At 39.1% G+C, this 18,120-nt stretch carries 14 protein-coding genes and 1 riboswitch; of the genes, 10 read left to right on the forward strand and 4 right to left on the reverse strand.

The features are described from left to right. Nucleotides 1-308: 308 nt before the first annotated feature. The 3 genes from Q4489_RS09610 to Q4489_RS09620 form a co-directional block, all read right to left on the reverse strand. The gene (locus Q4489_RS09610) at nucleotides 309-2,996 is read right to left on the reverse strand and encodes a glycosyl hydrolase family 18 protein (protein ID WP_303479566.1); all 2,688 of its coding nucleotides are present in this window, start codon (nucleotides 2,994-2,996) and stop codon (nucleotides 309-311) included. Between the two features lie 230 nt (nucleotides 2,997-3,226). Continuing rightward, entirely contained in the window at nucleotides 3,227-3,637 is a 411-nt protein-coding gene (locus Q4489_RS09615) for a hypothetical protein (protein WP_303479569.1), read from the reverse strand. 144 nt (nucleotides 3,638-3,781) lie between these two features. After that, entirely contained in the window at nucleotides 3,782-4,966 is a 1,185-nt protein-coding gene (locus tag Q4489_RS09620; protein ID WP_303479571.1) for an acetyl-CoA C-acyltransferase, read from the reverse strand. Nucleotides 4,967-5,217: 251 nt separating this feature from the next. Between Q4489_RS09620 and Q4489_RS09625 the strand changes: the two genes are divergently transcribed. The 10 genes from Q4489_RS09625 to Q4489_RS09670 all read left to right on the forward strand — a co-directional run bounded on the left by Q4489_RS09625 (nucleotide 5,218) and on the right by Q4489_RS09670 (nucleotide 15,929). After that, nucleotides 5,218-5,616, forward strand: a complete 399-nt coding sequence (locus Q4489_RS09625; protein ID WP_303479574.1) for a MerR family DNA-binding transcriptional regulator — start codon at nucleotides 5,218-5,220, stop codon at nucleotides 5,614-5,616. A gap of 54 nt (nucleotides 5,617-5,670) precedes the next feature. Further along, nucleotides 5,671-6,840: an isovaleryl-CoA dehydrogenase gene (locus Q4489_RS09630; RefSeq protein ID WP_303479576.1), complete on the forward strand. Its 1,170-nt coding sequence runs from the start codon at nucleotides 5,671-5,673 to the stop codon at nucleotides 6,838-6,840. An 84-nt stretch (nucleotides 6,841-6,924) separates the two neighbouring features. Next, nucleotides 6,925-8,532: a carboxyl transferase domain-containing protein gene (locus tag Q4489_RS09635; protein ID WP_303479578.1), complete on the forward strand. Its 1,608-nt coding sequence runs from the start codon at nucleotides 6,925-6,927 to the stop codon at nucleotides 8,530-8,532. 8 nt (nucleotides 8,533-8,540) lie between these two features. Continuing rightward, nucleotides 8,541-9,356 carry an enoyl-CoA hydratase/isomerase family protein gene (locus Q4489_RS09640; protein ID WP_303479580.1) on the forward strand — a complete coding sequence of 272 codons (816 nt, stop codon included), beginning with the start codon at nucleotides 8,541-8,543 and terminating at the stop codon, nucleotides 9,354-9,356. A gap of 19 nt (nucleotides 9,357-9,375) precedes the next feature. Further along, the gene (locus tag Q4489_RS09645; RefSeq protein WP_303479802.1) at nucleotides 9,376-11,406 is read left to right on the forward strand and encodes an acetyl/propionyl/methylcrotonyl-CoA carboxylase subunit alpha; all 2,031 of its coding nucleotides are present in this window, start codon (nucleotides 9,376-9,378) and stop codon (nucleotides 11,404-11,406) included. Then, nucleotides 11,406-12,311 (forward strand): hydroxymethylglutaryl-CoA lyase, encoded by a 906-nt coding sequence (locus Q4489_RS09650; protein WP_303479581.1) that lies wholly within the window; start codon nucleotides 11,406-11,408, stop codon nucleotides 12,309-12,311. The genes Q4489_RS09645 and Q4489_RS09650 overlap by 1 nt, the downstream gene beginning before the upstream one ends. A 77-nt stretch (nucleotides 12,312-12,388) precedes the next feature. Continuing rightward, nucleotides 12,389-13,090, forward strand: a complete 702-nt coding sequence (locus tag Q4489_RS09655; RefSeq protein ID WP_303479582.1) for a CoA transferase subunit A — start codon at nucleotides 12,389-12,391, stop codon at nucleotides 13,088-13,090. 9 nt (nucleotides 13,091-13,099) lie between these two features. Continuing rightward, nucleotides 13,100-13,759, forward strand: a complete 660-nt coding sequence (locus tag Q4489_RS09660) for a CoA transferase subunit B (protein ID WP_303479583.1) — start codon at nucleotides 13,100-13,102, stop codon at nucleotides 13,757-13,759. 225 nt (nucleotides 13,760-13,984) lie between these two features. Further along, nucleotides 13,985-14,075: riboswitch (cyclic di-GMP riboswitch) on the forward strand. Between the two features lie 65 nt (nucleotides 14,076-14,140). Beyond that, nucleotides 14,141-14,500, forward strand: coding sequence for a DUF3718 domain-containing protein (locus Q4489_RS09665; protein WP_303479585.1), 360 nt, complete (start codon nucleotides 14,141-14,143; stop codon nucleotides 14,498-14,500). A gap of 277 nt (nucleotides 14,501-14,777) precedes the next feature. Beyond that, nucleotides 14,778-15,929: a patatin-like phospholipase family protein gene (locus Q4489_RS09670; protein WP_303479586.1), complete on the forward strand. Its 1,152-nt coding sequence runs from the start codon at nucleotides 14,778-14,780 to the stop codon at nucleotides 15,927-15,929. A 79-nt stretch (nucleotides 15,930-16,008) separates the two neighbouring features. Here Q4489_RS09670 and Q4489_RS09675 read toward each other — a convergent pair whose 3' ends face one another. Beyond that, entirely contained in the window at nucleotides 16,009-17,985 is a 1,977-nt protein-coding gene (locus Q4489_RS09675; protein ID WP_303479587.1) for a monovalent cation:proton antiporter family protein, read from the reverse strand. Nucleotides 17,986-18,120 lie beyond the last annotated feature (135 nt).

Consider the following 18,120-nt stretch of genomic DNA (forward strand, 5'->3'; position numbering starts at 1 on the left):
CTTATAGTTTTTTTCAATGGCGCTTTGGTGTTATTACAAGGATTTTGTTCGTTACACTACTTGGTTAATTTTTCAACTTATTAATAACAACAATTGACAGCGCTGTCACCCTGATTTTGACTATATCAAGCACACAGATACAAGGATATATCAACCATAGTCTCTTATCATGAGGTGTAACAAATTAAAATATAAGCCATTGATTAAATATGGATTTTTGAAATTAATTCATTGAGTTTACAATCACGAAATGAACTAAAATTTTATCAATACAATGGTGAAAAGATAGTGAGATTAGCGAAAAGCTGTTAAGAAAACCATTGAGGAAAATGCTCTTTCAGCATCGGAACATAAGTTCTACTTACCGGTATTTTTACTGAGCCAAGCTCTAGCTCAAATTTCAATTTAGCGATAGTTTTTATTTTACTTACTTTCTTTGGGTTCACTAAATACGAACGGTGCACTTGAACTAGGGCAACATCATCGAAGTATTGTTTAATTGCGCGTAAACGCATCGAAATATAACGTGGTTCTTTAAGTGATTGAATATATAGCCCAGTATATCCAGACTCAGCTTTTAGGTATTTTATTCTGTCTTTATAGCGTGTTAATTCATAAAGTTCCGCTAAAATAGAAGGCTCTTTTAATAACGATTGAATCGCTTTTTGTACCATTAACGTTTGATACACTAACACCTGTATTAATTGTTGTTCAGCCTCACTTAGCTTTTCCTGTGTGATCACTTCTACGGTTACATCATCCGAATTAATGATTATTTCATGCTGGGATGTTAAAGATTCTTTGCCAAGTTTTGTCACAAATTGTTCATGATGAAAAACTTGTACTTTCGCTTCTTGCTTCAAAATATCAATAAAATACTGACACGCTTGCTCTAACCCTTTATAGATATCTTTACTAGGAGCTGCCGACATATTAAATGAAGTAATTGCGGCAAATAACGATGAATACTCTTCAATAGGTGCAGAGCTTTCACGGCTGACCATTTCAGAATTTAATGCTTGCTGCTCAACAGTGGCTTCCATTGAATGGCCGGTAGATGAGTGTAAACAACGTTGATCAAATTTAAATGCTAAAAAACTGTTATGCTGTTCATCATTAACGATAACATCATTATTAATCAACACAGATAACAAACCTTTTCCTCTATCTAAGCTTATAGCAAGGTCTAATAATTTAGCTTGATGAAATAAGGTGTTTAATCTGGTATGACTGACTTGATTAGTATCAGCGTTAACCAGTAACTCAACATTTAGCTGTATACTTTGTTCTTCAGCAGTTATATCAAGCGATATATTATCGTTCGCGTTTGTTTGATGTATGACGTAATCACATAAATAGAAAAGAAACTGTTGAAATCGATCAGGATTTACCAGCAGCCTTGTGTTGATATTTTTATTCCACGTTAATCGCTTGTTATTTTCTAGCTCAATTAAGGTCGCAACATTTTGAATAATTTGTTGGAGTTCAACAACCTCTTTAAATACCTGATTAACAGAAGAATTTAACTTTGTTTCTGAAATAATAGAGGAAATTGGTCTTAATACCTCAGAAGATAATTTAGCAAATGACTCAACTTGGCCTGACGAAAGTAACGCTCTTTCTTGCGCATTTTTTGCGAGCGAAACAACATTAAGTAAGGGCCACTCAATACTCTGCATCCAATACTGTAAACGATTGAACTGTTGTTTTTGTTGATATAGCTCATTATTTTTTTTATTTTGCCAAAACACGAATAATACGATGCCGATGAGAATAACCGCTAGCATTTGAAACAACACAAGCAAAGCACCACTGTTTTCATGCCAAAATTGTAGTAACTTATAATATCGGCTTTTCAAAAAATGAAACTGGTCAAAAACATTAAACAATGCTGCATCGCCATGGTGTAACTGAATAATGGCAACACCTGCAAGATGATTTTCTTTAACATAGTCAGCTTTAGCTGCTATTGCTTGATAGCCTTCATAGGTAATAAAATGCCCGCCATATTTATTTGGGTTATAAACATAGTTTGTTTTTCCTATCTCATCCCAGTAGTGTCGATATTCTCCAGTCGCTAAAAAATGGGTTAAATTCTTTTGGTTGTATATTCCTGTTGCCCCACTACTTTTACTGTCCCAACTTCCCCAACTTAATGTTTGATGCGGTTGCTTAAATCCGTTATTTTTTGCCGGAACGCCTTCCCAACCAACAGCAAAAGATGCTATTGAAATCACTATTTTTTTTAGTTCGATTCCATACCCCGTCAGAGTACTAACAACAGAGTCTACAGAGCGCTCCCCTTGTGCAGCATAAAGTGCTGATTGCGGCTCAGCTAACTCCCCGATATCACCTGGTAATCGAGTGACATCAACAACAATTACATCAGCATTATCACTAAGTAAAGTTGCATCCCATGAATTTTCTAATGAATAAGGGGCTAAAACTGCTTGTAGCCAACAGTCAATGTTCATCTGCTTGCACTGACGTTTTATTTCTTCAAGTAGTAAATTTAAATGTTTACCATCTGCTTTGCGGTAACTGGTTATTGACTTACTTGAAGCGCGATAAATCGGAAACTGCCAGTCAATTTCAATACCGTCAAATTGATATTTTTTCATAAACTGTATGGCACTTTTGGCTAACTTAGCTCTGCCGCTTGGCGACGCGGCCATGGTCGAAAAATGTTCAGATCGTCCCCAACCTCCGATACTTATTATTGACTTTAATTCAGGCTGACGTTTTTTTACCTTTTCTAATTGTCCAAAACTACCAAGAAACCGATCGTTTCTATCGGCACCAGGATAAAGAAATTCAATATCTGCATAAGAGTCACCAAGAATAACTTCACCATCTTTTGTTAAGTCGGCGCTTTTATAAACAAGATGTGTCATTAAATGTGTAGGTAAATCTCGAATATGTATATTAGGACTATATATTGACCACTGTGAGTAATAACCAATAATAACTGGTGCTTTATGATCAGCGCTATTCACCGCTGAGACACTTCCAGTGTATAAAAAGAAAACCGAAAAAATTGACAAACAAAACAAGCGAAATGAATGTTTGATTATGGAAAAACAAGGTTTAAAAGTAAGAAACATTTACCTGAAACTGATGCATTTCAAAAGCATATATTATTTTAATTGTTCGTGTAGCATAACCAAAAACACAATTGATGTGAATAAATATTCCACAAAATTGATTAATCATTTTAAATAAGTAACTAAATGACTGACAACCTTTGTTTTAAGGCAATCTCATTTAATACAATGGTTAATTTTTTATCTAAAATTGCTGCTAGTATAGATTTTTTTTGTTTAGCTAGTGCTATTTCTGTATCCGTCAATTGAACATAACATTGATATTTACGATGTTCATCATGATAAGCAAAATGCACATCATCTGCTAAAGCGATAAATTCATCTGACACAGGAAATTGTTGTTCCGGAAAAAACGGTAGGCAATTAATCGCAAACGTGATGGCTAATTCATGCTCAGGATCAGCAAACCATCCTGCAGTTAACGTAATAAAGTTTAATTGCGCTTCAAGTTTATTGATCACAGAGATAATAGCAGGCAACGATTTTTTCGCTTCATCAGCGGCAGTAATCGTAATAGGTAGCGCTTCAGACATAATTGCAAGCATAGTGTTAATAAATTGACAGTAATTGTAAGTACTCTACTTTTATTCAAAAGCCATACCAACAAAAAGCCACTTAACAACTTAAGTGGCTTTATAACAGGAAAACTGATTAATTACCCATTAGTAATAGTTAGCTTATATCATTTCTAGCGCAATTGCTGTTGCTTCACCGCCACCAATACACAAAGAAGCCACACCTTTTGATAAACCTTTATTTTTTAAAGCGTGAATTAACGTTACCATGATACGTGCTCCACTTGCGCCTAAAGGATGACCAAGCGCACATGCCCCACCATTAACGTTAACCTTTTCAACATCAAGTTCTAACGACTTAATCGCCAGCATAGTGACCATGGCAAACGCTTCATTAATTTCCCACAATTCTACGTCATCAGTCGTCCACTTCGCTTTATCTAACACTTTTTCCATTGCCCCTACAGGCGCAACGGTAAATTCAGCAGGCTTTTGTGCATGCGTTGCATGTGCAACGATTTTACATAACGCAGTTAAACCACGTTTGTCAGCTTCTGATTGTCTCATCATTACAAGCGCTGCAGCACCATCAGATATTGAACTAGAATTAGCCGCTGTAATGGTACCGTCTTTTTTAAACGCAGGGCGTAATGAAGGTATTTTATCAGGACGAGCATTACCCGGCTGCTCATCAGTATCAAAAATAACTTCTCCTCTGCGAGATTTAATTGATACAGCAGCGATCTCTTGATTAAACGCTCCATTATCTATCGCAGCACTCGCACGAGATAATGAACGAATGGCATATTCATCCATTTGTTCACGCGTAAAGTTAGCTTCATCAGCTGTTTCTTGTGCAAAACAACCCATAGAAATACCATCGTAAGCATTTTCAAGGCCATCAATCATCATGTGGTCAAGCAGTTGTCCGCTTCCCATTTTAATCCCGGAACGACCAGAAGCTAGTAAATGTGGAGCATTGGTCATACTTTCCATACCACCAGCAACCGCAACATCTATAGAACCAGCAAATAATGCGTCATGTGCTTGCATAGCAGCCTTCATACCAGAGCCACACACTTTATTTATCGTTGTGCAAACCGTTGAAAGATCTAATTCAGCCTCAATTGCCGCTTGGCGTGCTGGTGCTTGTTTTAAACCTGCTGGTAATACACAGCCCATAATAACTTCATCGATTTGATCAGCACTTAAGCCTGATTCAGCAACAGCAGCTTTAATTGCCGTAGCACCAAGGTTTGGCGCAGTTACCGCTGACAATCCGCCAAGAAAGCCTCCCATAGGGGTTCGTTTAGCAGCAACAATAACAACAGGATCTTGCGTGGACATATCATTCTCCAATATTAAAACAATGTCATTTGACTAATATAAACAGACTAACTTAAATTTACGTTTACGCCAACGTAAACTTAAGCTTTCAAGAACAGAAAAGTACACACAGTGTATTAGAAAATTTCCACTATGCGTATCACACTATAGTCACATATGAAAAGAATAAGGAGGCCAAACCAAAAAGGAAGTTTACGTAAACGTAAAGTTCATGCTATGTTATCGATACTATTATTCATAATGGGTGCGAAATGAGCAAGAAAAATAATGCAACCTACTCTATTGGCGAGTTAGCCAAAGAGTTTGATGTTACTACACGAAGTATACGTTTTTACGAAGATCAAGGGTTAATACACCCTACACGTAAAGGTCAAACAAGAATTTATAACCAAAGAGACAAAGTTCGTCTAAAGTTAATTTTACGCGGTAAACGTCTAGGTTTCTCTTTAGCTGAAACAGGAAGATTATTTGAGCTATATGATGCCGATAAATCAAGTGCAACACAATTAACAACCATTATGAAGTTAATTGCCCAAAAGAAATCGGATTTGACGCAGCAATTAGAAGATATTAAAGCCGTTTTAGTTGAACTTGATGGCTTAGAAGAAAACTGTAAAGACGCGCTAAGCAACATTAATAATAATCAATAAGCGCAAAAAATAACGCACCCAATGCTAGACAAATATTACAATTGAGGAAACAACATGATTTCAACATTTTCATCACTTAATTTCAATCTTGGCGAAACCGTTGAGATGATCCGTGACCAGGTAAACGCTTTCGCCCGAGATGAAATAGCACCACGTGCGGCTCAAATTGATATAGACAACGAGTTTCCAGCTGATTTATGGCGTAAATTCGGAGATATGGGTTTATTAGGTATGACTGTTGACGAACAGTATGGAGGTTCTGAATTAGGCTATTTAGAGCATGTTGTGGCCATGCAAGAGATATCTCGTGCTTCAGCATCAGTTGGCCTGAGCTATGGAGCTATGTCTAATTTATGTTTAAACCAGTTACGAAAAAATGGTAGTCACGAACAAAAGTTAAAATATTTACCTAAATTATGTACTGGTGAACATATCGGCGCACTCGCAATGTCTGAACCAAATGCAGGCTCTGATGTAGTTAGCATGAAGCTACGTGCAGAAAAGAAAGGCGATAAGTACATATTAAATGGTAATAAAATGTGGATCACCAATGGTCCTGATGCACACGTATTTATTATTTATGCAAAAACAGATGTGGCCGCAGGTTCAAAAGGAATTACGGCATTTATTGTGGAACGTGATTTCCCAGGTTTTAGTCGTCACCAAAAACTCGATAAATTAGGCATGCGCGGTTCTAATACTTGTGAACTTGTCTTTGAAGATTGCGAAGTACCAGCTGAAAATATTCTTGGTGAAGAAGGCAAAGGTGTTCGCGTATTAATGTCAGGCTTAGACTACGAGCGTTTGGTGTTATCAGGTGGTCCTTTAGGCATTATGGATGCTTGTATGGACCTCGTTGTTCCTTATGTGCATGACCGAAAACAGTTTGGTCAATCTATTGGTGAATTCCAATTGGTTCAAGGAAAAGTAGCCGACATGTACACACAAATGAACGCTGCTAAATCGTACGTTTATATGGTCGCCCAAGCATGTGACCGCGGTGAAACCACACGAAAAGATGCTGCTGCAGTCATCCTATATTCTGCAGAGTTAGCAACAAAAATGGCTTTAGATGCTATACAGTTACTTGGCGGAAATGGCTACATAAATGAATTTCCTGCCGGACGATTATTACGTGATGCAAAACTCTACGAAATTGGCGCTGGTACATCAGAAATTCGCCGAATGTTAATTGGTCGCGAGCTTTTTAACGAAAGTAAGTAACCCTAAACGCAAGGCTAATAAACCATAAGTCTTGCGTTGTTCACGCTAAATTTTAGTTGTTAATACAAATATTAAGGTAGCAACGTGGCTAAGATCATTTCAAAAATTAATTCAAGAAGCCCTGAATTCATCGAAAATGCAGAACATATGCAGCTTCAAGTTGACGACTTAAAGCAGAAACTAAATCAAATAAAACAAGGTGGTGGTGAACGCAGTCGTGAACGACACCTTTCTAGGGGAAAGTTATTACCTAGAGACAGAGTTAATGAATTACTTGACCCAGGTGCTCCATTCCTTGAACTATCTCAGTTAGCAGCTTATAAAGTCTATGAAGATGATGTACCTGCTGCTGGCATTATTACCGGTATTGGCAGAGTGGGTGGTCAAGAATGTGTTATTGTTGCAAATGATGCAACGGTTAAAGGTGGCACTTACTACCCACTAACCGTTAAAAAGCATTTAAGAGCACAAACCATCGCACAAGAAAACAATCTACCTTGTATCTATTTAGTTGATTCAGGTGGCGCCAACCTTCCTAATCAAGATGATGTATTTCCAGATAAAGAACATTTTGGTCGTATCTTTTTTAATCAAGCGACGATGTCTGCGAAAGCCATTCCACAAATTGCAGTTGTCATGGGCTCATGTACTGCCGGTGGGGCTTATGTGCCAGCAATGGCTGATGAATCTATCATTGTAAAAGAGCAAGGCACTATTTTTCTCGCTGGCCCTCCTCTAGTAAAGGCTGCAACAGGCGAAGTTGTTTCAGCAGAAGATTTAGGTGGCGCGGATGTACATTGCCGAACCTCAGGTGTCGCCGATCATTATGCACAAAATGATAATCATGCACTGGAGTTAGCACGAACAGCCGTTGCAAACTTAAACCGTGTTAAACCCGTGCAAATGAACATTAAACCGGTCATAGAACCAGAATACCCCGTAGAGGATATTTACGGCATTATCCCAAAGGATACCAAGCAACCATTTGATATCAGAGAGATTATTGCTCGAATAGTTGACGGCAGTGAATTTGACGAATTTAAAGCATTATATGGCACAACACTAGTGTGTGGTTTTGCACGCATTTTTGGATACCCTGTTGGTATTATCGCTAATAACGGGATTCTTTTTGGAGAATCGGCACAAAAAGGCGCTCATTTCATTGAGCTATGTGCGCAACGTAAAATTCCGTTAGTATTTTTACAAAACATCACCGGTTTTATGGTTGGTCAACAATATGAATCCGGTGGTATAGCTAAACATGGTGCAAAAATGGTTACTGCCGTAGCTACGGCAAATGTTCCTAAATTCACCCTATTAATCGGCGGTAGCTTCGGCGCAGGTAACTATGGCATGTGCGGTCGTGCTTATGATCCCCGTTTTCTTTTCATGTGGCCCAATGCACGTATTTCCGTCATGGGCGGTGAGCAAGCTGCCGGGGTACTTGCACAAGTAAAACGCGATCAAAAAGATAAACGTGGCGAAACATGGTCAGCAGAAGACGAACAATCCTTTAAGCAACCTATTATTGATACGTATGAGCATCAAGGACACCCATATTATGCCTCAGCTCGTCTTTGGGATGATGGCGTAATTGACCCAGCAGACACGCGTCAAGTACTAGGTTTAGCTATTTCAGCGTCATTAAATCAACCCATTGAGGATACCAAGTTTGGTATCTTCCGTATGTAGGAGGCATTATGAGTATTGAAGAAAATTCCGTGCTTTTTGATGTGGACATATATGGCGTTGCAACCGTAACACTAAACAATCCAGATAAACATAATGCCTTTGACGATAAAATCATTGATACGCTAAAAAGACTCTTTATCGATATTGCTAAGCGTAACGACATTCGCATTATGATTTTAGCCGCGAACGGTAAAAACTTTTCAGCCGGTGCTGATTTAGCATGGATGAAGCGCATGGCAAATTATAGCTATGAAGAAAATGTTAGCGATGCAAATAATCTTGCACAAATGCTTTATGCATTAAATTTTTTACCACAAACGACCATTGCCAAAGTGCAAGGTGCGGCATTTGGTGGCGCAGTTGGTTTAGCCAGCTGTTGCGATATCGTAATTGCCAGCGATCGCGCAAGTTTCTGCCTTAGTGAAGTTAAATTAGGTTTGATCCCTGCGACTATAAGCCCTTACGTTGTCGCTGCCATTGGTCAAAAAGCAGCTAGACGATATTTTCAAACAGCGGAAAGATTTTACGCAGACAAAGCTAACCAGCTAGGTTTAGTGGATGAAGTTGTCACACTTGAAGCGCTTGATAATGCAGTTAACGAAATGGTTTCTACCCTATTAGCCAATGGCCCTGAAGCAGTACAACAGGCAAAACAACTGGCGTTAGATGTTGCATACCAAGATATTGATAACAAACTGTTAGGCATAACCAGTGAACGTATCGCCGCAATTCGCGTATCAAAGCAAGGCCAAGAAGGCTTAAATGCTTTTTTTGAAAAGCGTCAGCCTCAATGGCAAAAAGCAAATAATAATGAAGGACAATAACATGCAACATTCTTCAACAATGTTTACCAAAATACTCATTGCTAACCGCGGAGAAATAGCCTGTCGAGTTATAAAAACAGCCAGAAAGATGGGTATTTCTACCGTAGCGGTTTATTCTGATGCCGATGCTAATGCTTTACATGTGAACATGGCAGATGAAGCAGTTTACCTAGGGCCTTCTCCTTCTCGCGAAAGTTATTTACTTTCAGAAAAGGTCATTGACGCAGCAAAACGCACTGGCGCACAAGCAATACATCCAGGTTATGGTTTTCTTTCCGAAAATGCAGATTTTTGCCGCTTATGTGAACAAGAAAGTATTGTTTTTATTGGTCCTCCTGTCGGTGCAATTGAAGCCATGGGTTCAAAGTCTGCAGCTAAAACCATCATGGAAAAAGCACAAGTTCCACTGGTACCCGGTTACCACGGCGATGATCAAACCCAATCCGTTATTAAACAAGCGGCTGATGACATGGGTTACCCTGTACTGTTAAAAGCAACTGCTGGCGGCGGCGGTAAGGGTATGCGTCAAGTGTGGAGCGAAGCAGAGTTTGCTGAAGGATTAGCTGCTGCTAAACGTGAAGCTAAATCCTCTTTTGGCGACGATACAATGTTAGTGGAAAAATATTTAACGCAGCCTCGCCATGTTGAAATACAAGTCTTTTGTGATAATCACGAAAACGCTGTATACCTTTTTGAACGTGATTGTTCAGTACAACGCCGACACCAAAAAGTAATCGAAGAAGCACCTGCCTTTAACCTTTCACAAAAACTACGTGAAGAAATGGGTGAAGCTGCAATAAAATCTGCTAAAGCTATTGGCTATCGAGGTGCCGGTACTGTTGAATTCTTACTGGATGTTGACGGCTCTTTCTACTTTATGGAAATGAACACTCGGTTACAAGTTGAGCACCCTGTTACAGAGTTAATTTCAGGACAAGATCTTGTTGAATGGCAGTTACGTGTCGCAGCAGGTGAAACCTTACCCAAAACACAAGATCAACTTGAGATACGCGGCCATGCATTTGAAGCCCGCATATACGCTGAAGATGCCAACAATGACTTTTTACCTGCTACCGGTAATTTACGTTTTTTACGTACGCCACAAGAAAGCAAATATGTTCGGGTTGATACCGGCGTGCGTCAAGGTGATGAAGTAAGTGTGTATTATGACCCAATGATCGCTAAACTTATTGTATGGGATGAAAATCGCGACAAAGCGCTCCAGCGATTAACAAAAGCACTAACAGAGTACCGCATAAATGGCGTGGTAACCAATTTAGATTTTTTATATAACTTAGCAACGTGCCAAGCATTTATCGACGAAAACATCGATACAGGCTTTATTGAAAAACATCACGATGAAATTTTTCATAATACCGAACAAGCGCTCACCAATGAATTACCAATGGCTGCATTGTATTTAGTGTTATCGTTAGCTGAGCGTTCTAAATCTTTTGCCAAAGACACCACGGATCCTCATTCACCTTGGAATCACACCAATGCTTGGCGATTAAATGAAGCACACATTCATAAGCTGACTTTAGCACATAATGACATTCATTATCCTGTTGTTGTTGAGCGAAAACGAATGGGTAACCGCCGATATTACTTAATCACTGTTGAGCATCAAACATTTCAAGGACGTACATTAGACTGTCAAGGAACAATAGTTGGTGATGAAATTTCTACCAGTATAGACGGTTATCGCAGTCAAGCGACCATCAGTCGCGAAGGTGATAATATCAGCCTATATAGATCAAACGGAGTATTTAATTTTACTTATATACGACCTGACTGTGGCTTAAATAACGCTGATGATAATGCAAACGGATTAATAGCGCCTATGAACGGTACTATGGTTAGCGTATTAGTCTCTCAAGGCGATAAAGTGATAAAAGATCAACCGTTGATGATCATGGAAGCAATGAAAATGGAACATACCATTAAAGCACCTACTGATGGCACAATTGATACCGTTTATTATCAAACAGGTGATATGGTCGATGGCGGCGCTGAACTATTAGCTTTTACGCCTAAGGAGCAAGATTAATGTCATTGCCTAAATCGGTAAGAATTGTGGAAGTTGGTCCAAGAGACGGCTTACAAAATGAAAAAGCATTGATTGCCGCAGAAGATAAAATACAGTTAATTAATAAATTGAGTAACGCCGGATTAAGCTATATCGAAGCTGCAAGTTTTGTGTCGCCTAAATGGGTACCACAAATGGCAACCTCTTCCGACGTAATGGCAGGTATAGAACGAAAAACAAACGTCACTTATGCTGCATTAACACCTAATTTAAAAGGCTTTGAAGCAGCGCTTGCTGCTGGTGTTTCAGAAGTAGCTATTTTTGGTGCTGCTTCTGAAACTTTTAGCCAAAAAAATATCAATTGCTCAATAGATGAAAGCCTAACACGATTTGAACCCGTTATTCGTGCCGCAAAACAACATAATATACCTGTTCGAGGTTATGTTTCTTGCGTTGTTGGTTGTCCTTACGATGGTGATATTTCACCAGATACAGTGGCAGAGGTTGCTGAAAAGTTATACAAAATGGGCTGCTATGAAATTTCACTTGGTGACACTATTGGCGTAGGTACTGTTGCTAGCGTAAACAAAATGTTACAGGCGGTGAGCGCCCGAATCCCCGTTAAGCACCTTGCTGTTCACTTTCATGATACCTACGGTCAAGCGTTAACGAATATTTACGCCGCGTTACAACACGGCATAAGTGTTGTTGACTCAGCCATTGCTGGCTTAGGCGGTTGCCCTTATGCTAAGGGCGCTTCAGGTAATGTAGCAACTGAAGACGTTGTTTATATGCTTAATGGCTTAGCGATAGAAACAGGGATTAACTTCGATACCTTACTGGAAGCAGGCTGGTATATCAGTAACAAAATCGGCAAAGCACCGGTTTCAAAAGTTTCAAATGCATTTTTAGCTAAAGGCGAATAGCTTTACTTTTATAATCATTCAAATTTTAATGGTCAACGTTAACATGCGTTGATCTTACATTTAGCAAGGAGTTAATCATGGCGGGTTTTGACAAAGTAGTGTCGAGCTATGAAGAGGCATTAGCCGGATTAGAAGATAACATGACCGTTATCGCTGGCGGTTTTGGTTTATGTGGTATACCTGAAAATCTTATTGCAGAAATCAAACGTAAAGGCACAAAAGGGTTAACCGTTGTTTCAAATAACTGCGGTGTTGATGATTTTGGTTTAGGGGTATTACTGCCTAATCGACAAATAAAAAAAATACTCGCTTCATATGTTGGCGAAAATGCTGAATTTGAGCGACAAATGATGAGTGGTGAACTTGAAGTTATCCTAACCCCTCAAGGTACACTCGCTGAGAAAATGCGCGCAGGTGGTGCAGGTATTCCTGCATTTTATACCGCCACAGGTTATGGTACACCCGTTGCCGAAGGCAAAGAAGAACGTGAATTTGATGGTCGCCACTATATATTAGAAAAAGCTATTACCGGTGATTTTGCCATCGTAAAAGCATGGAAAGCAGACCGATACGGTAATCTTGTGTTTAGAAAAACCGCTCGAAATTTCAACCCTATGGCAGCCACTGCCGGCAAAATAACCGTCGTTGAAGTAGAAGAAATCGTTGAACCGGGCGAGTTAGCACCTGATGAAATTCATACCCCCGGCATTTACGTTAATCGTCTCATTAAAGGGACGTTTGAGAAACGCATCGAACAACGCACCATTAGAAGCGCATAAGGAGTTAACATGGCTTTATCTAGAGAACAAATTGCGCAACGCGTAGCACAAGAACTGCAAGATGGTTTTTACGTAAATCTTGGCATTGGCATTCCTACATTAGTCGCCAATTATGTACCTGATGGCATGGAAGTAATGTTGCAATCAGAAAACGGTTTACTTGGCATGGGCCAATTTCCTACTGAAGACGAAATAGACGCGGATTTAATCAATGCTGGTAAGCAAACAGTAACCACCGCCAAAGGAGCATCCATTTTTGATTCTGCAGAATCATTTGCCATGATCCGTGGTGGGCATGTTGACCTCACTGTATTAGGCGCTTTTGAAGTTGACGTTCAAGGCAATATTGCTTCATATATGATCCCTGGAAAGTTGATAAAAGGCATGGGGGGGGCAATGGATTTAGTGGCAGGTGCTGAAAATATTATTGTTACCATGACCCATGCGTCTAAGCACGGGGAATCTAAGTTACTCTCGCAATGTACCCTACCATTAACAGGTAAAGGCTGTATCAACAAAGTACTAACTGATTTAGCGTTTATCGAAATCAAAGATAATAGGTTTCACCTTGTTGAACGTGCACCCGGTGTATCTGTAGAAGAGATTAAAGCGTTAACAGCTGGCGAACTTGTTATACCTGAAAATGTACCTGAGATGACATTTATATAACTTTTACTAATAAATTTATTGATAAACATAATAAAAAAAGAGCTTTTAATGCTCTTTTTTTATTAAAATTAGAAAGCCACATGTAATGTTTCCATCTATTCTACAAGATAAACTTACATCTAAAACATTGTAAAATATACATTTATAGTAAACACCTTACATTCAACATACCTGCCAACTTCACAAGACTTGATTTTATCTTACAAATTAGTGATACTGAAATTGACAAAGAAAAGGCAAAACATGCGAAAACATGTTACGCAAAACCACCGGTCTAAGGATAATTTAATTTATCTATGACAGCGGAGTTACCGAGTTCAATTAGGTACGTCCTGTGGTTTTTTCTTTTAATAAACTCAACTTGAATTAAAGGTTATTAAAATGAAAAAATTATTACTAGTTTCAACTATTACAGCGTTAACAATGACGTCTATCGTTTCTGCTCCTAAAGCAGAAGCATCGAATATAGCTCAAAGCTTATGTGAGTATGTAGCTGCAGATGATAAGAAACGTATGCGCTCATTTTTAAGAACGAATAAAATCAAAATCCGCAGAGTTTTTGATGGTATTCAATGTAATGGTCAAAACTTACTGGTATTTGCTTCTGCAAGAGGTGCGGTTGAGACAGGTTCTATGATAGTAAGTAAGCTACCAAAGAAAGTTGTTTCAGACAACCTTGCAAATCTCCAGAGTGGATCGCAACCATTGATAGATGCCGCTAACGAACGCGTTAGCAGCTAAAATTATTTTTTAGTAGGCGTTATTTGTTAAATCAATAGCTTTACTAGTTTATAATTCTTCTGTCGACTTAAAAAAGCCAGCTTATGCTGGCTTTTTTTTCATTTCAACAAAGATGGCCTTTACTTTATAAGCCCTTTATTCATTTAAATGTTAACGTTGGTAGCAATCTATTCCGCAAACTGATTTATTAAACTCGTCTAACATTATTTAACTTGGTAATCTTTAAAATACACGATAAACTCTCGTTAATTGATAACATAGATACCGTGATTAATTTGTGACGTACCGATCGCGCCAGCATGAAAAAAACGCATTAGTATTAACCGGAGGTGGTGCAAGAGCTGCCTATCAAGTTGGTGTGCTGTCTGCAATTTCAAAATTTGCCCCACGGCATCACCCAATTCCCTTTTCAATTATCTGCGGTACCTCTGCCGGTGCGATAAACTCAACAGGCTTAGCCTGTTATGCATCTTGTTTTCAACTCGGCGTTAAAAAACTTGAATGGGTATGGAAAAATTTAACAACAAGCAGAATTTATCACAGCGACCCTGCTCGCGTATTTAGCCATATATACCGTGGCATATTAGCGAGTTTTCAAGCAGATTACGCTAACAAATCGGCACACAGCTTACTAAACAATGCGCCATTAAGAGCCTTACTAACAGATGTTGTAGACTTTCAGCGTATAGACAATAATCTATTAAAAGGACATTTACGCGCACTTTCAGTCACGGCGTCTAGTTATAGCAGTGGTGATTCCATTAGTTTCTTTCAATCAAGCGAGGCGATTTCTCCTTGGTTCCGAGCTAAACGAAAAGGCTTACCCTGCCAGATTAATAGTGACCATTTACTGGCTTCAGCAGCAATTCCGTTAGTGTTTCCGTCGATCAAACTTGGAAAAGAACATTTTGGTGACGGCTCGATTCATCAACTATCTCCATTGAGCCCTGCTATACATTTAGGCGGTGAAAAGCTATTTATTATCGGTGTTGAACAACCATCAGAACCATTACACCCAAAGGAAAACAATCCACACCCTCCTACCAGCGCAACTATCGCAGGGCATTTACTTGATGGTATTTTTTCAGACACATTGCAAAGTGATTTAGAACGTCTCAAACGTGTAAATAAAACACTTTCGTTAATTCCGGAAAAAGAAAAAATAGCACAAGAAGGGTTAAAATCGATAGAGACATTAGTAATAAACCCGAGCCACGACTTCAATGCAATAGCTGTAGAGCATTATCATCAAATGCCAATATCAATTCGACTACTACTTAGGACGATGGGCATTAGCAATGATTCTGAATCAAGTATTATTAGCTACCTGTTATTTGATCGCACCTATTGCCATCAATTAATTAAACTCGGCTTTCAAGATGCATTAGAGAATGAAACTTGTATTCGTGAGTTTTTATCACTTAAATAAATGTAGTAAACCTTTCAAGCAAAATTTCGTGCAATTAACAATGCAGATAGCCAGGAATTAAATACAAGAAACCTATTACCTATCCCCCTTCATGCATAAACCTTTCAACCCGCTCAACACGTCTTGGTTTACCACGAATAATCAAGGTGTCATCCGCTAACAAAATGGTATTTTCATCAGGCTGTTCGGTTTCAAAACCAGCTCTTCTCAATGCAACAACGGTTACACGCCGGGTGGATAAGTTCAAAGATTGTAACGTTCGCCCTACTGCATATGAATGAGCGGTTAAATTTACCGCATTGGCAAATTCTATACGATCGATAGCATCAGGGCTCATATCTGTATGCTCGCCCTGAAAAAAGCCATGTAAATGGCTGTAATGACTTTTACGTTCCTTTTGAACGCGTTTAACGATATGCGAAAACGGCACACCTGAAAGTGACAACACTTGTGAAACCAACATCAAGCTGCCTTCAAGGCTTTCAGGCACCACTTGATCTGCCCCAGCAGCTTGTAATTTACCAAGCTGATCATCATTACGGGTTCTGACTAAAATAGGTACATTAGGTGATAAGCTTCGCACTTTACGTATCACTTCTATCGACTGTTTATCTTCACCAAACGCGATGACGACAAGTTTAGCCGTCGACAACTTAGCGGCTTCTAGCAATTCTGTTTGTCGAGACGAGCCAAATAACACATTTTCACCGGCTTCACGTGCTTTTCGTGTACGTAATGGATCCATATCAATTGCAACAAAATCGATACTTTCTTGTTTTAAAAACCGACTAACCGTTTGACCGATACGACCAAAACCACAAATAATCACATGCTCTTTAAGTTCCGTATTAACTTCTAATTCTTTAAAGGCTTGTAAGTCTTCGTGTTCAGTTTTCTGTTCATTGGCGAGCCACTTCCCCCAATTTCTAGCATTATCAACCATGAAGGGGGTTACCGCCATACTCAAAATGCCCGCGCCAATCAATAAAGAGGCAACATCAAGGGGCAATACATTTACTTGTGTAGCAAGAGCAATTAACACAAAGCCAAATTCCCCCATTTGCGCTAGCATGATCCCTGCTGCCCAAGCATCTTTTCCTTGCTCACCAGCTTTTACCGCTAAAATTCGTATCACGATCACTTTTAGTAGCATCAAACCAACAACCAAGCTAACAATGGTCAAAGGTGAAGACACCAGAACATTAATATCTAATTTCATTCCAACTGTCACAAAAAACAGACCAAGTAGTATATCTCGGTAAGGCCGTATATCCGCTTCTAATTGGTGCTTATACTGACTTTCACCTAACATCATGCCCGCTAGAAAAGCCCCCAGTGCCATTGAAAGGCCAAACCATTGTGTTAAAGCGGAGGCGACAAGTGTGACTAATAAAGTCGTTAACACAAACAATTCATCCGTTCTCACTTGTGCAACAAGGTTAAATAAACGAGGGAGTATCCATTTCCCTGCGGCCAGTAAAATACCAACAACAAATACCCCTTTTATTAGCGCAGCAAACAAAGCGATTATCATTGAACCTTCGGTACTTGGAGCTAATAATGGAATAATAATAAGGAGTGGTACAACGGCGACATCTTGAAATAATAAAACAGCTACAGCTATTTGCCCTGACTTTCGCTTCATTGCGCCAGATTCGCTTAACTGTCTGATCACAATCGCGGTAGATGATAAAGCAATGACACCACCTATCACTAAAGCACTGCCAAAAGATTGACCAAAAAAGAGTGAAATAATGGTAAAACAAATTAATGACAGCACGACTTGCAAGCAACCAACCGCTAGCACTAAATGTCGCATTGCCATTAGCTTAGGTAAGGAAAACTCTAACCCTAAAGTGAACAACAGAAAAACGATACCTAGTTCGGCAAAATGTTCATAATCTACATGCTCATGCGCAAAAGCTAAGCCATGCTCACCAACAAGCATACCAGCAACTAAATAAGCGAGAATTGCCGGTAAGTGTAATTTTCTAAACAACCAAACAATAAGTACTGCACTGGTTAAAATAGCCAGAATTTCAATATGGGAAGCCACAAAAAACCTAATAAAAATAGAAACTAACTTTAATCATAGTATATCGCTCACTGTTTGAGCTCAAACGCTTTTATTCATGATCAAAATAATTTCATGTCATTCTAATTATTTTAACAGCTTCTTTGTTTCTGCTTA

It is taken from the genome of Thalassotalea sp. 1_MG-2023 (genome assembly GCF_030546745.1).
Lineage (GTDB): Bacteria > Pseudomonadota > Gammaproteobacteria > Enterobacterales > Alteromonadaceae > Thalassotalea_C.

What these genes read in the sequence shown, in the direction of transcription:
- Q4489_RS09615 (WP_303479569.1), bottom strand. Translation starts at nt 3,637, where the DNA reads ATGTCTGAAGCGCTACCTATTACGATTACTGCCGCTGATGAAGCGAAA.
- Q4489_RS09620 (WP_303479571.1), bottom strand. Translation starts at nt 4,966, where the DNA reads ATGTCCACGCAAGATCCTGTTGTTATTGTTGCTGCTAAACGAACCCCT.
- Q4489_RS09625 (WP_303479574.1), top strand. Translation starts at nt 5,218, where the DNA reads ATGAGCAAGAAAAATAATGCAACCTACTCTATTGGCGAGTTAGCCAAA.
- Q4489_RS09630 (WP_303479576.1), top strand. Translation starts at nt 5,671, where the DNA reads ATGATTTCAACATTTTCATCACTTAATTTCAATCTTGGCGAAACCGTT.
- Q4489_RS09640 (WP_303479580.1), top strand. Translation starts at nt 8,541, where the DNA reads ATGAGTATTGAAGAAAATTCCGTGCTTTTTGATGTGGACATATATGGC.
- Q4489_RS09645 (WP_303479802.1), top strand. Translation starts at nt 9,376, where the DNA reads ATGTTTACCAAAATACTCATTGCTAACCGCGGAGAAATAGCCTGTCGA.
- Q4489_RS09650 (WP_303479581.1), top strand. Translation starts at nt 11,406, where the DNA reads ATGTCATTGCCTAAATCGGTAAGAATTGTGGAAGTTGGTCCAAGAGAC.
- Q4489_RS09655 (WP_303479582.1), top strand. Translation starts at nt 12,389, where the DNA reads ATGGCGGGTTTTGACAAAGTAGTGTCGAGCTATGAAGAGGCATTAGCC.
- Q4489_RS09660 (WP_303479583.1), top strand. Translation starts at nt 13,100, where the DNA reads ATGGCTTTATCTAGAGAACAAATTGCGCAACGCGTAGCACAAGAACTG.
- Q4489_RS09665 (WP_303479585.1), top strand. Translation starts at nt 14,141, where the DNA reads ATGAAAAAATTATTACTAGTTTCAACTATTACAGCGTTAACAATGACG.